At 51.0% G+C, this 13,889-nt stretch carries 10 protein-coding genes; 3 read left to right on the top strand and 7 right to left on the bottom strand.

Annotation, left to right across the window (positions count from 1 at the left end):
• Positions 1-46 precede the first annotated feature (46 nt).
• The 3 genes from ODJ80_RS02350 to ODJ80_RS02340 form a co-directional block, all read right to left on the bottom strand.
• Entirely contained in the window at positions 47-3,211 is a 3,165-nt protein-coding gene (locus ODJ80_RS02350; RefSeq protein WP_263040754.1) for an S-layer homology domain-containing protein, read from the bottom strand.
• 171 nt (positions 3,212-3,382) lie between these two features.
• Positions 3,383-3,835: an IS200/IS605 family transposase gene (tnpA, locus tag ODJ80_RS02345; protein WP_263040753.1), complete on the bottom strand. Its 453-nt coding sequence runs from the start codon at positions 3,833-3,835 to the stop codon at positions 3,383-3,385.
• A gap of 190 nt (positions 3,836-4,025) precedes the next feature.
• Positions 4,026-4,307 carry a hypothetical protein gene (locus tag ODJ80_RS02340; RefSeq protein WP_263040752.1) on the bottom strand — a complete coding sequence of 94 codons (282 nt, stop codon included), beginning with the start codon at positions 4,305-4,307 and terminating at the stop codon, positions 4,026-4,028.
• A gap of 635 nt (positions 4,308-4,942) precedes the next feature.
• Between ODJ80_RS02340 and ODJ80_RS02335 the strand changes: the two genes are divergently transcribed.
• On the top strand, positions 4,943-5,560 hold the full coding sequence (locus tag ODJ80_RS02335; RefSeq protein ID WP_263040751.1) for a transglutaminase-like domain-containing protein: 618 nt from the start codon (positions 4,943-4,945) through the stop codon (positions 5,558-5,560).
• 20 nt (positions 5,561-5,580) lie between these two features.
• Here the strand turns inward: ODJ80_RS02335 and ODJ80_RS02330 are convergent, their stop codons facing one another.
• The 4 genes from ODJ80_RS02330 to ODJ80_RS02315 all read right to left on the bottom strand — a co-directional run bounded on the left by ODJ80_RS02330 (position 5,581) and on the right by ODJ80_RS02315 (position 11,324).
• Entirely contained in the window at positions 5,581-6,798 is a 1,218-nt protein-coding gene (locus ODJ80_RS02330; protein ID WP_263040750.1) for a tyrosine-type recombinase/integrase, read from the bottom strand.
• 941 nt (positions 6,799-7,739) lie between these two features.
• Positions 7,740-8,102: a helix-turn-helix domain-containing protein gene (locus ODJ80_RS02325; RefSeq protein ID WP_263040749.1), complete on the bottom strand. Its 363-nt coding sequence runs from the start codon at positions 8,100-8,102 to the stop codon at positions 7,740-7,742.
• A gap of 268 nt (positions 8,103-8,370) precedes the next feature.
• Positions 8,371-11,013, bottom strand: coding sequence for an S-layer homology domain-containing protein (locus ODJ80_RS02320; RefSeq protein WP_263040748.1), 2,643 nt, complete (start codon positions 11,011-11,013; stop codon positions 8,371-8,373).
• Between the two features lie 86 nt (positions 11,014-11,099).
• A complete protein-coding gene (locus ODJ80_RS02315) occupies positions 11,100-11,324 on the bottom strand; it encodes a hypothetical protein (RefSeq protein ID WP_263040747.1) in 225 nt (74 codons plus the stop codon).
• A 177-nt stretch (positions 11,325-11,501) separates the two neighbouring features.
• On the opposite strand from ODJ80_RS02315, the gene ODJ80_RS02310 reads away from it, so the two are divergent.
• Positions 11,502-12,224: a LytR/AlgR family response regulator transcription factor gene (locus ODJ80_RS02310; RefSeq protein WP_263040746.1), complete on the top strand. Its 723-nt coding sequence runs from the start codon at positions 11,502-11,504 to the stop codon at positions 12,222-12,224.
• Positions 12,221-13,525 (top strand): sensor histidine kinase, encoded by a 1,305-nt coding sequence (locus tag ODJ80_RS02305; protein WP_263040745.1) that lies wholly within the window; start codon positions 12,221-12,223, stop codon positions 13,523-13,525. Before ODJ80_RS02310 ends, ODJ80_RS02305 begins: the two co-directional genes overlap by 4 nt.
• The last annotated feature ends 364 nt before the right edge of the window (positions 13,526-13,889 follow it).

The raw sequence follows: 13,889 nt of genomic DNA, 5'->3' as shown, positions 1-13,889 counted from the left end.
GCCAGGAACGTTCCCGGCCTTTGCATAGATATTCAATTATGGATTCTTATTTCACGAGGTTCAAATCAAAGTTCATCAAAATGCTCGCCGCCTGGGCGCGGATGGTGTTGCCCTGGGGGTCGATGGTCGTGGTGTCCTCATGGCCGTTAATCAGGCCGTTTCCATTGGCCCAGCTGAGAGCGTTTTCAGCCCAAAAACTGACAGAATCTGCATCGGGGAACTTGGTCAGGTCGCCAGCCTTGGCCAGGTCGTATTTCTTGTATTTGGCGTAGTTGTAGAGCATCTGCGCGAACTGTTCCCGGGTGACCTTGAGGTTGGGAGCAAAAGTGTTGTCCCCCATGCCTGCCACTACGCCAGTGTCTTGCGCCCAGGCAATGGCATCCACAGACCAGTCCGGAGCGGTGTTCATATCCGTAAAGGTGGCCTCGCCGGTCACTTCAGGCGTACCCTCCAGATTGTAGAGAATCTGGGCGGTCATGGCGCGGGTCAGTTTGGCGTTGGGTTCAAAGGTGGTATCGCCAGTGCCTGCCATCAAACCTGCTCGATATACATACTCCACAGCCCCTTGGAACCAGGAGCCCTCCTTCACATCTTGGAAAGAAAGGGTGTGGCTCTTCTCATCCAGAACGATAGCGTACTGAGAAGCATGGGTCATCGTAAACACTGCGTCACCGCTTGCGGTAACGCGAGCCGCAGTTTCGAACTCCATTTTTTCAGTTTCTTCATTGTAGTAATAGAGGTTCGCCCACTTCCCAGAGTTTTCACGGCCTACATTTGTATGAAGCTTCACAGGGAACCCGAAAGGACCATCATGCCCTAAAGTCATCTGCTGAAAAGGATGAGAACCCGGCAGCCCTTGCAGAACACTTTCAGGAATCCCCTGGGTGTTCATAGAGACCTGCAAGGAGATGTCCTGGAGGGAAGCAGCCTTTGGAATCTCCCTGCAATCAATTTCCCAAGAAACAATAGTCCCAACCTGGATTATCAGCGTGACATTTTTCCCCGCTGCACTTTCTAGCACCTCTCCCGGCAAAGTGTCGTCTTCATCCGTTTCAACAATGACTGTATCACCGCTGTCCGCCTGGGAGAGTTCCTCTTCCGCCTCCTCCCAATCACCGTCGGAAATCACAATCTCTTCTGGGTCATCAGGGTCAGGCTTCGAACCGGTACCACTACCTGGATTGGGAGGCGTCACCGTACCACCGGACTGGGAGGGAATCGCTAACGCTTGGGCAAAGCTGTCGCCGGTGACAAAGCCATCCCCAAGCTTGACGATGGATACCGTGGTGCCATACCACTCCGGGCGGATGGGCAGGGTAGTTCCTGTGGGACGGAAAATGGCATCGGAGATAGAGTAATACTCCCCGGCGGTGAAACCAGTCAGCTTCTCGCCGTCCGCTTGAATGGTGGGCGTAGCCTCTAAGGGCAGGGCTGACGCCTTGACGCTGACCACCTCATCGGGCATATAAAACTTGTTGTTGGTCACGTTTAGGTAGGCGGGCTGGGCGGCCCAATGCACAGCTCCGGTCCCTTTGGACTTTAAGGTAACCACCTGGCCCTCCGGCACAAAGGTAACATCGTCCCGGACAATAGTATCCCCGGCGGAAACACTGGCCACGGTTTCAGAGTCGGCGTTAATAGCGTAGTAGGGGAAGTTGCCCTTAATCTTACTATCAGTATCTAACGTACCAGCCACCAAAATTGTTCCATTGTTGTTTACTCTAAGAGATTGAATCCAAGCTCCTGGATGAATACGAAGTTCCCATCCTTTTTCAATGGAAAACTCCATCAAGTCTGAATAATATCCAACAAAGTCAGCAACCATAGTTTGGTTATCATCATAATGGAAATAAATTGCATTGGGAGCATTCATTGTTCCCTGGACTGCTCCCTCTTGTGTTTGATCTATAATAACCCCACAAGAATCGCCATAGCATTCCACAGCGGGCGATCCATCTTTTCCATTAAATATGGCTCCTCCATCCACTAGCACTAATCCGTTACGGAGTTCTAACCCGTGGATGGCTCCACCATGCACGGTAACAGTTTCATAAACTCTAAACTTATTAAGAATTTCTCCACCGTTAATAATTAGATTATCGGCATCAATGGAGCAATCCACCACAGCGTTTTCCACAATCATCGTATCAAAAGACAACCGACCGCTGATCTTTCCTCCCTGCAAAGTCGCTTGTTTTCCATTAACATTTATCACATCTGAATTATTTATAGTAATAATTGCAGAACCAGATATGGCAGCCATCTGTGCATTACCATCTATAGTACTGTTATCAATATTGATGCTCCCATCACACTTGATTTCAGCCCCACCATCTTGAATCAATTCTGAATTTTGGATAGTTATAACTCCATCACAATCCAGCCAAAGATGATTCAGTTTCGCGTTGAATAAAGAAACTGTACTTACTCCAGGTGTGTTAAATGAATAATCAAAATATGATGTCTGCTCTTCCACATCGCGAATCACAATATTACAGGGCCCACCGTTTACGCCGCTACCAATTCCACTACTACCCTCATCCTTAAACGTGCCGCCTGTAATGGTAATATTTCCACCTGCACCATTAACACCACCGCCAATAAACGCTGCACCATTTTTTACCAAACCTCGAATATTGCCACCATTAACAGTGACAGCACCCCCGTTGCCGTTGACACCGCCTCCAATTCCAGCAGCTCCCTCTCCAGGACAACCAACAGTGATATTACCCCCATTAATGATAATTGTCCCACAAGACTCATTAGCATTACCACCAATAAAAGCTCTTCCACTGTTAGTCTCTACTTCTTGCATACCACCTAGTTGTCCCATTGTTTCACTATCGGTACTCTGGGCATAAATCGATAAACTGCTACCTACAGGGACATTAATCCCGCTATAAGCGGATAAAGATGCACCATCGCTTAAAATCAAATGGACATCTCCCTGCACTCTGATTCTTCCATGAATATATGTAACTGGGTCTTGAGGGACGACAACGTACCAGCCCGTTTGCCACGTAACCTCAGTAACAGGTGCATTACTAAACACCGACTCTACCACTGTGGCAGAAGTGGTTTTTTCTTCTCCATTCTCATCCAGATACATGACATTTTCCTGTGTCTCCGCCGCCGAGGCGCTCACACCGCACAAGGCAAAGAGCAGGCCCACGCAGAACATGCCAAAGAACTTGCTTAATTTTTTTCCCATTTCAAATCACCTTTCCGTTCCTCTTGGTACATACAGAGTAGTTTTCGTTGGGGAACCCCAGTCAATACCACCCCTAAGAGGGGTGGCATGACGGGCGGCCTAGAAGGCCGTAAGAGAAGCCGGCGCCTAAAAGACGCTGGCTTTCACTTTGTTCAAGCCCCGGTGGTATGATTACTTGCTACCCTTAAAAGGGTCTGTATACTCTTTCCTGCTCAAACTATCTTCAATTTGATCCTGCTTTTCCTGTTCCCTTATGTATTTCTGGATCGTCGCAGTATTTAGCCCTACCGTACTTACATAATACCCTGTTGCCCAGAAATTTCGATTCCCAAACTTGTATTTCAGGTTTGCGTGTCTCTCAAAGATCATCATTGCGCTCTTCCCTTTGAGATATCCCATGAACTGTGATACACTGTATTTCGGTGGTATACTTATTAGAAGATGCACATGATCCGGCATCATATGCCCTTCTATGATTTCTACTCCCTTCCACTTGCATAGGTCTTTGATGATCTGCTGAATATCTTTTCTCAATTCATGATAGATGTTTTTCCGACGGTACTTCGGGGTAAAGACGATATGGTACTTGCATACCCATTTCGTATGTGCTAAACTATTTGCCATAAGAAGCTTCCTTTCTTGGTTTTCTAGAGGCTTGAACACTCTCTATTTTACCAGTTCGGTTGCTTCTTTTGCTTAAGCTTTAATCCCACCCGCATAGCGGGCGGTTTTTCAATCCCCAGCGCAATAAGCGCTGGGGATTCTTGCTAAAGCAATAACGAAAAGAGGGCATGCCCTCTTTTTTAAAAGCATATTAAGCATTTTTATTATAACACCCCCAACCATAGGAAAGCAAGGATATTTCTTGAGAATTGCGGAAACATTGGTAATCCGTTTTCAAAAAAGATGGTGACTTCAAAGCCACCAAAAGGGGAGTGACTTTTCCGGAGAGATAGGGGGTTATTTTAAAGGAACCCCACCTGTTTTCACCCTTAAAATTCCCCCGCAGCACCAAACCAGCACCGCCTTTTTTAACTTGTCTGGAAAAACCGGGCAACACCGGTCTTTCCCCGCTCCCTGTTGCGTACTCCCACATCCACTCCAAAACCGCGTGCCGAGGGTTCAAGTCCTTCTGCCCCTGCCAAAAAAGCCAGGTATCGCTTGTGCGGTACCTGACTTTTTCGTTAGTGTGCGGTAGGATTTGGCAACAAGGTGCGCCCGCAGGCCTGCCTGCGGTGCGTGTCGTGGGGTGAGCGAGCGCCAGTGGCGCTCTGCCGCGAACCGACCGAGGCGGCAGCCGAGACCAAGTCCTTCTGCCCCTGCCACAAAACCGGCGAAAACACTGGGTTTTCGCCGGTTTTCTTTTTACATGTGTTGCATGGTTTTGGTGTTCACTTTGGTTCAAAGTCCGGCTTTTCGCACCTGGTTTGATCCGTTCTCACCCGCTCTCAACCCCTCCAGCACCCAAAACGCACCCGGTTTCGCCCTTTTCGGCCCAAACCGGGTGCGTTTTTCTCTTTTTCGCTGTTTTCTGGCTGCAAAATTTTTGTCCTGGTTTTTGTGCACCCTGCTGCATAGCGTTTACAAATTAAAGCCATCGGTGATACCATGTAGACGAGAGGATCTCCCAGGTGTGTCCAACCAGCTTATTGCAATTCGCCATGTTTGTGTTATACTGAAAAAAGTGAGACAGGCTCACAATAAAAACTCGGAATTTTAGGAGGGACTGCTATGGATTTAATTCTATTTACAGATAATATGGATGAATACTTAAAAGAAGATGACGTGGTTAACTATGGGAACGAGAATATAAGGCGGCTTGCAGACACGTTATATCAAGGGACTAGTGACGAAGTAGAGTACATTAAAAAAGCTTACGAATATGTAAGAGATCAAATTGCACATTCGGCGGATATCAAGGAAGATGCGATCACTTGTTCCGCATCAGAGGTATTAGCGGCAGGACATGGGATTTGTTTCGCAAAGTCACATTTGCTGGCCGCGTTATTGCGGTATAAATCTATCCCAACCGGATTTTGCTATCAAAAACTGATTTTAGATGATGAAACAGCGCCTGTTTTGATATATCATGGATTCAATGGGGTATATGTCAAAGAGTTTCACAAATGGATTCGCCTTGACGCAAGAGGAAACAAAGAAGGTGTGAATGCACAATTTTCGTTGGAAAAAGAGCAACTTGCATTCCATGTCCGCGCGGAAAAAGGCGAAGAGGATGGATTCGTGATTTACCCCGACCCTGATGTGAAAGTTTTGGAGAAGTTTCGAATCCATAAGACAAGAACCGAACTTTGGAATGATTTGCCGACCGAACTAGGGTATAACTCATAATTCTAATTCATTTTGAGTGCTCACAAATTAAAACCGTCCGTGATACCATGTAGACGAGAGGTGTCCTTTTTTACATAGTACAACTCGGTGATCTGGCTGGTGCTGTGGCCCAGCAGGTCTGCCACCTGGCGGGGTGTCAGGGATTTAATGGTACCATCCTCCTGTTTTATTCCATTCACCAAGTTGGATGCGAATGTATGTCTGAGCGAGTGCAGGCCCTTTTTCTCGATTCCCGCCGCTGCTAGGATGCGATAGTATCTCTTTCTAAAATTCACTGGTCGAGTGAAGTTACCGTGCTCGTCTGGCACCAAGGGCGTGTTCTCTCCGAAGTAGGCTTCTTTTCGCAAGTCTTGGATCATAGCAATGGCCGTGTCGTTTAGCGGCATAGTTCGCTTACTCGTTGCCGATTTCAGCTTGCCAACTTTCACATCCCGACCTGGCTCGGCTTGTAAACCGTCCCTGCGCCACACTTCTTTCACACCTCTTTCGAGATGCAAAACCCGCCGCTCTAGGTCGATATCGCTGTTGAGCAAGCCCAGCAATTCTCCCGTTCTTAGTCCTGTGTTAAGCATGAGGATGTAGGCCGCTGCTTGCTGGTATTTACGTTTGCCGTTGGCAAAGGTGGAAAACGCTTCCCGCTTGAATTTGGCAATCTCTGTGGGAGTGAACACTGTCACCTGCTCCTGCTCTGGTAAAAACTCTTTGTCCTGTGCTGCTAAAAAGTTGCTGCGCTTCATCATAGGCACGCTCTGCATGGGGTTCTTCTGAATAAAGCCTTCTTCCGTGAGATAGCGGAAATACTCGTTCAGCAGGATGTGGACTTTCTTCACTGTGGTGTAAGCGTAGCCCTGCTCCATCCAATGGTTGAGCACGGATTTCAAATCCGCTGCGGTAATGTCCCCCACGATTTTCTCTCCTATCAGCGGATACACCTGGTGCTGGGCGGTGCATTCCAGCCGGTCGTATGTTGTCCGCTCCACCGAGGGATATTTGAAAACTTGCAGCCAATGGGTTAGGCTTTCTTTAATGGTCTTTTGAGATTCATCCGAGTTACGCACTTCCTCGTTGAACTGGGCGATGTAGTTGGTGATTTTCTGCTGGGCCTCCGTCTTAGTTTTGCTAGAGAACACTTTGCGGCGCTTGATTCCCTGTTCATCAAAATACCAGATGACACTCTGCCAGCGGCCGTCTGTGCGGCGAAAGACGTTGCCGTTAGTGGTTAATCTCTTTTTTGGCATGGTTGGTGGTTCCTCCCTTCGGGTGTTTTGCTCAACCACCAACACTACCTCATAGCGTTTGTCTATGTCCACCCCTAGTTTTCGAACCGTGCGGAGAAAAACCGCCCCGCCTTTTGGTGGATTTACACCTGCCTGGGGCGGGGGATTTCTCTTTGGCCTATTCTTTGTTTATGCGGCGCAGTTTTTGAGGTGGGGTACCCTCCTTAATGCAGAGGAAAAGAAGGGGATTTCAAAAAGGAGGTTCGGGGGCGAAGGTCCCCAGTGGGGACCGTTCTGAGCCGACCGAGCCGGCAGGCGAGACAGCCCCGCGAAATGTGCCCAGCCGAGCGCTCTGCTTGCCCTGCTGAAGGCAGGAAACTGTCACAACCCCTATCTTGACACCGTAGAGAATGGCTCAACACTGGGAAAATCTGACATTCACGACACCCAGTTTGACGCCAAGGCCCGAAATCTGACCCCTAATTTTTGAGATTTTGACCCCTTCCAAAAATCCCGTAGCGACCGGCTCTGCCGGACGCTGTGAACCGGGTGTGGGGCGGTTTACCGACCCACACCCTTTAACCTGCTCTTTTTTCACACCCTCTCTCCACTGCTTAATGTTTGGGTTATGTTCGCTGCCCTCAGCTTTCTCCAAACCAGTCCTCTAAGTGGAGGAAAATTCCGTTTTCTATCGAGGCCATCCCGTGCTTCCATGTGCTGCCCTTGCAGGCCCGGCTGGGCCTGCTTTTTCCTTTTCTGCTTATCCCAGCTTTTCTCAGTCACTTCTCCCTAAGTGGAGGTGAAAACGGTTTTCTCCCACTGGGGTTCAGTGCTATTTCCCGGATTTGCTCACAACTGCCCCACACGGCTCCAACAGGGCGGGTAACCCGTTTCGCTGGTGTCGTTCCCCTACCCGGCCTCCAAAAACCGCACACAGGCTCTCACAAGGCCAAGTTTGGTTTTCATCGTCTTTTCCTGGTGCGCTTTGGGTTTGGCAGTGCTGACAAGTCCTTCTCCAGCTTGTAATTCACCGCCTCCTGGATGGGGCGGATCGTGTAGAGCAAGTTCCCATTGCGCACCAAGCCTGCCTTAGTTTTTACCTTCGTGGGTTCTGTGTCGATCAGCCGCTTCTCTTCCAACTGCCGTATGTATTTTGCAACCGTGTTAGCGCTCATGCCTGTGTGCTGGCAAATCCTCCCGATACTGGGCCAGCATTGATGCGTTTCCCTGTCCTCGCAGAACATCAGGTAAGCATAAACCGACAGTTCGCCAGGACTTAATCCCAGCGTAAAAACTTCATTGGGCAGAAGAAAATAATGGCCCAATGTGCTTCGCTTCGTGTAAGTATTTTTAATCTCCGTGGTGTTACCTCCAAAATCTTTTCCAAGATTTTACACCTATGTTCTAACCTATGTCCATAGAGAAATTAAACTTTACAGCTTGTACACAGGTATATTCTTGCAAGCATCCTCCAAAAACCTTTTTGCGAAGCCCTTTTCCTTGTTTCCTGTCCCGCAAATTTTGAGGTGACCACACTCTTGCTTTGAGGTAAGCAAAAGGCCGGGATCTCTCCCGGCCCTTTTTTCGCTTATATTACGCTGGAATACTGACTAGTTTTGTGGCCAACCCCATAATCATGGAGGCCGCTTCCGCTCGGGTGGTGTTTCCGCCGGGACGGAGAGTATTGTCTTCGTACCCGTTGATGGCACCCAAGCCGTTGGCCCAGCTCATGGCGGTCTGTGCCCAATCGCTCACCTTGCTCCCGTCAGGGAAGGCGGTGAGATTCCCAGCAGCCGTCAGGTCATAACCCATGTGTGCGGCGTAATTGTACAGCATCTGTGCCAATTCCTCCCGGCTCACAGCCTGATTGGGCCGGAAAGTGTTGTTCCCGTAGCCGGAAACCACACCGGTTTTCTGAGCCCAGGCGATGGCATTCGCTGCCCAATGGCCGCTCGCGTCGGTGAAAGAGCTTTTCCCATCCGCAGTGGGCTGGCCTTCCAGGTTGTAGAGGATCTGCGCCACCATGGCCCGGCTCAACGTGGTGTTGGGCTCGAAGGTGGTGGCGCTGGTACCGGTCATGATGCCGTGCTCCACCACATAGTCCACCGCGTCGTGATACCATGCCTTCACCAAGACGTCCGCAAGGTGATGGGTGGGGCACAACTCGCTGCCGGTGCAGTAGAAGGTGGCCTCCACCTTGACCCTGCTTCTGGGCATCTTGAAGGAATAGTTGCCGTTGCCCAGGGGATTCACATCCACTTCATTCCCATACTGGTCTAAAACAGTCAGCGTTGCCAGTTCGTAGCCGGGGGCAGGTTGGGGGGTAACCGTTACCAAAGTGCCCGGGACGGCGTTTTTAGGTGACACTTGCACACCGCCGTTTTGACTGTTCTCTTCCACCTGAACGGGATAAGTGGTTGTACCGCCGCCGCTGCTGAACTGTTTCACGGTGAAGTTGGCAGTGACAGACACGGTTGTGTTTTCAAGACCGGAAACAACAATCTTCTCACTGTAACTTCCCACCGGCAGTCCTACCTTGGGCCGCACCGTAAAGGTGACAGTTTCTCCCACAGGCAGTTCCGTCTTGGAGAGAGTACCCACCTCAAAACTGCTGGTGGAGACAGGCTGGGTCAGGGTCTGCGGCTGGTTACCGTCATTGATGATGGTCACAGTTTGTTCCGCCGGGGCTTCATAGCCCTCGGTCACGGTTCCAAAGTCCAAACTCTGGGTATCGGCAGAAATATCATAGACCGGCGCGATATAGGCGGGTATGGTGATTTTCAGCGGTTGGCTGACGTTCCCCACCGCGTCTTTTGCCACAATGTAAATATCCTTTGCGCCCGCACCCGAAAGGTTATTAAGAGATATGGTCTGCTCGGTGGTATCGCAGGAAGTTCCCGCCCCGTTGGTATCGATGGACGGCGCCTTTTCGCCGCTTTCCACGACTGCATAGTAACAGGTGCCCGCCTCGCTGCTGGTAAACTTCACCGTTGCGGCGGTTTCGCTGGTGCGGGTTGCCGTGCCAGCGGTCAGTGTCGGGGCGGTGGTGTCAACTTCAATCATTTGGCTGGCGTAGTCGGTCAGCTTGGTATCGTCTTTTTTTCCGCCGTTGTACTGCTCGTTGAATATGTACAGCTTAGTCGTATCGCTAAATGTTACATCCGCAGGGAGCGTAAGGCTTGCCTCGCCGCTTGCGCCGCCCGTCGTATCGTCCAGCTGCAAAATGCGCCCGTAGTAGGTGATCGCGCCGCCTTCCTCGATTACAACGGAAATGTACTCATTCGCCCCCGTCTGTGCGCCGGAGTAGGAAAAGTCAATCTTGCTTTCTTCAATTTTTGCGCTGGAAATGGAAAAATTGCGGCTATTATCTAAAAGCGTCAATTTCCACTCGCTGCCGTCATAAGCGCCTACCTCCGTTAATCCGCTCTCCATGCCGCTTGCGGATTTGCCGTCTTTAGCGGCAGAGGTAAAGAGGACAGCGTCCAGATCTAAATTAAAAGCGGGGCGAGCCGAGTAGGAATTATTGTCCACATAATTGCCGTTCAAACTACCAGCTGAGCTAGTAGGTGAGCGGGTAATAGTGCCCGCAACGGTCGAAGTCTGCTTGTCCGGCGAGCGGAGCCACCACGCACCCCAATTGCCAGTGTTTCCAAAATAAGCCCGACGCGCGGCATTATCGATAAAACCGTATGCTTTGTTTTCCACTTCCTCTGCCGAGAGGAAAAATACCGTGTCCCCCTTTAATTCAGACTCTCCATATTTGGGGGGAAGGTCTCCACTGGATGCATTATACTCCGCATCGGTTTTTGTGGTTGCAAATACTGCGCCCTGTTCCCCTTCGGAAAAAGAATTGGTGTAAAAGGTGTTGCACCACTTCTGGGCGGCGCTGCCCTGCCATACATTGCTTGATCTGTCCTGGTTGAAACACACACCGCCGCCATATTTGTTGCCTTGTCCAAACAGCCCGTCGGAGAGCAGGAAAAGGCCGTCTCCTCCTGTGTTGGTCTGGTCGTCCAGCACCCGCCATTTGATCGGGCCGGGAGTGGTATATTGATCCGGCGCATTCCAGTTCCCAAAATAGATATAGTCATAGCTGTTCGTGCTGTCGTCATAGCCCGAGATCCCGTTTGTCCCCAGCATGATGGCCTTGTCGCCGTCCACCGCAAATGCCGCCGTGGGCAGCAGCCCCAGGCACAGGGCCAGGGCGGTCAAGATACTCAAAATTCGTTTTTTCATACGGTTCCTCCTTTTGCTTGGGCAGGAGGGCATTCCTGCGGCGGACAGAGATCTGTCCGCCGCAAGGGGGTACCCCCTTGCGATGTTCATAAAACGTTTTTGTACCGGGCGCAGACCGCCGCAATGAGCGGCAGACTCTTTTCCCCGATGGAGCGGATGGCAAGCAGCCCCTTCGGCCCGGCCCGCTGGAGGGCGCACAGCTGCTCCATGGTGTCTACACCGCCCCGGCACAAGGCCAAGGCAACGCGCCGCAGTTCCCCACGCTGCTGAGGAAAAAACGGCTCGCAGGCCGCAAAGTATGCTTTGACCATGGCTTTTCCTTTCTCCGATGGCAGCAGATTTTTTGCTGTCAAGTATATTTTATTGAATTTTTGCCCCTCTTTCCAGTACGAGAGATGCCGCAGCCTACGGCATAACTGGTACTTGACAAATTGACTTTTTTGTGCATAGGCCATATAATAGAGGAAAATCCCCAAAGGAGGGGTTGGATGGAACCGATTCGAGTAGCCATTTGTGACGACTTACCCGGTGAGCGGGATACCTTGCTGGCCCTGCTGGAGCAGGCCCCCATTGCCACGGTCTGCACCCAGTTCGGGAGCAGTGAGGAACTGCTGGAAGCCTTCCGCCCCGACAAATTCGATCTGTTGCTGATGGACATCTACATGGACGGCATGACCGGCGTGGAGGCTGTGCAAAAAATAAGGGAGATGGACAAAGCCATCCCCATCGCCTTTACCACCACCAGTACCGATCACACTCTGGAAAGTTACCGCCTTTCTGTTCTGAAATACCTGGAAAAGCCTGTCCAGCAGAAGGAAATAGATGACCTGCTGCGGCTGGTGAAGCTGCAAAAGGACAGCGCTCCCCAGCTGGCCATCCAGCAAAACGGCAAGACACAAAAGCTCCCACTTTCTGAATTGATGGTTCTGGAGCAGCAGGGGCACCATGTGACGCTTTTCCTAAAAGGAGGCAGCACCATTCAACTTTACGGCAAGCTGTCCGACCTGCTGCCCCAGCTGGAGGGGCAGCCCTTTTTCTGCCCCCATAAAAGTTACTGCGTGAATGTGGCTTTTGTGGTCGGCATCAATGAAGAGTACCAGTGCTATAAAATGTCAGACGGCAAAAACGTCCCCATCAGCCGAACCAACCGCAAAGCAGCAAAAAAAGAGTTTGAGGACTACTTATTTGCCCAAACAAGGGGGATTGGATGATGGAAACCATTCTGTACACATTCTGCGCTTATCTGCCCATCCATTTGCTGGCCTACCTGCCCTTCTTCGATCTGCTGCGCTTCGGAAAGCGATGGATGGCAGTCACTGTAGCGGTCAATCTGCTGATTCATCTATCAGGTGTGGCCTGGGTGATGTCCGCCGGAAAACCTGACCTGGTGATGGCGGTTGGAATGGCCATGGTGCCCATCTCTCTGGCGCTGTATTTTTTGAATGTCAAGCTGCCCCCCGCAAAATTGTTGTTCACTTATGTGTTGCTGGTCAACTACCAGAACATTGCCCTGGGTGCGGCTTCCTTTCTGGCAGCCCGATTCTTTCATGCCGCCCCCCGCAGTTGGGAAAGCGGCGTGCTCTGCCTGGCGCTGTGCATACTGGCAGGATTTCCCATGTACCGGCTGTTCCGCTACGCCGCCCAGCAGGTCTATCGTATCGACGCTCCTCGGCTATGGCGAGTCATCTGGCTGATCCCCGCCATGATGAGCGGAATCGTTACCATATTCACCGGAAACCTCCAGGAGGACCTGGTGGGAACCTGGCAATTCATCTTGACACGAACCAGCCTGCTGTTGTGCGTAGTGGTGGTCTATTGGGTGCTTCTGAGTGCTCTGGAGGGGATTCAGAAGCAAGCCGTTCTCCAGGAACAACTGCGATTTGAGTCCCATCTGCTGGAAACACAGATCTCCGAGCAAAAAAGGCACAATCAGCTGATGGTGGAGCACATGGCCGAATTAAAGCAGCAACGCCATGACCTGCGCCATCAACTGACAGCTATACGAGGCTTGGCAGGTGATGGCAATCCGCAGCTACGCAGGTACATCGATGACCTGCTGGACACCATCCCCATCGCGCCCCAGGAGTATTGTGATAATCAAGCCGTCAACGCCATTGTTTCCCACTACGCCGCGTTGTGCCGGGAGCAAGGCATTGAAACCGATATCCGACTGTCAGTTCCAACGCGGACAGAGCAGACCACAGACGCGGAGTTGTGCGTCATCTTTGGGAATCTACTGGAAAACGCCCTGGAGGCCTGTGATCGCATGGGCGAGGGGAGGAAATTTCTCCACCTGGGCAGTCGGGTCCACATGGGCCTGCTGACCATTGTCATGGACAACAGTTTCGACGGGCAGGTAAGGCAGGAGAACGGGAAGTTCCGTTCCAGTAAGCGGAACGACTTCGGTGTGGGGCTCACCTCCATCCAAGTGGTGGCCCGGAAGCGGGGCGGCGATGCCCGTTTTGAAACAGACGGCAACGTGTTTCACTCCTCCGTGTATGTGCAGATATAGCTGTATTTTTAGCGAATTCATTCTGAGAGAGATTTCCAACGGACTTTCATTTTATGTTTTGGAACGGGAGAACCGAAAAGCACCAAATCAGCACCGCCTTTTGGCGACTTGGCCGGTAGAGCGGGGCAACACCGGCCCACACCTGCTCCCTGGAGCGCTCTCCCACATCCACTCCAAAACCGCGTGCCGAGGGTTCAAGTCCTTCTGCCCCTGCCAAAAAAGTCAGGTATCGCTTCTGCGGTACCTCAGCCTGTAGAAAAACCTGCTCCGGCAATTAAGCCAGAGCAGGTTTTTTGCTTGGAAACGAAAGCGGAAACGGAAAAAGCATCAAAACAACAGCTACACTTTTCCCCCATCCTGTTCG

Source organism: Acutalibacter sp. LFL-21, assembly GCF_025630755.1.
Classification (GTDB): Bacteria; Bacillota; Clostridia; order Oscillospirales; family Acutalibacteraceae; genus Acutalibacter; species Acutalibacter stercoravium.
This window is presented reverse-complemented; position numbering and strand designations above follow the sequence as displayed.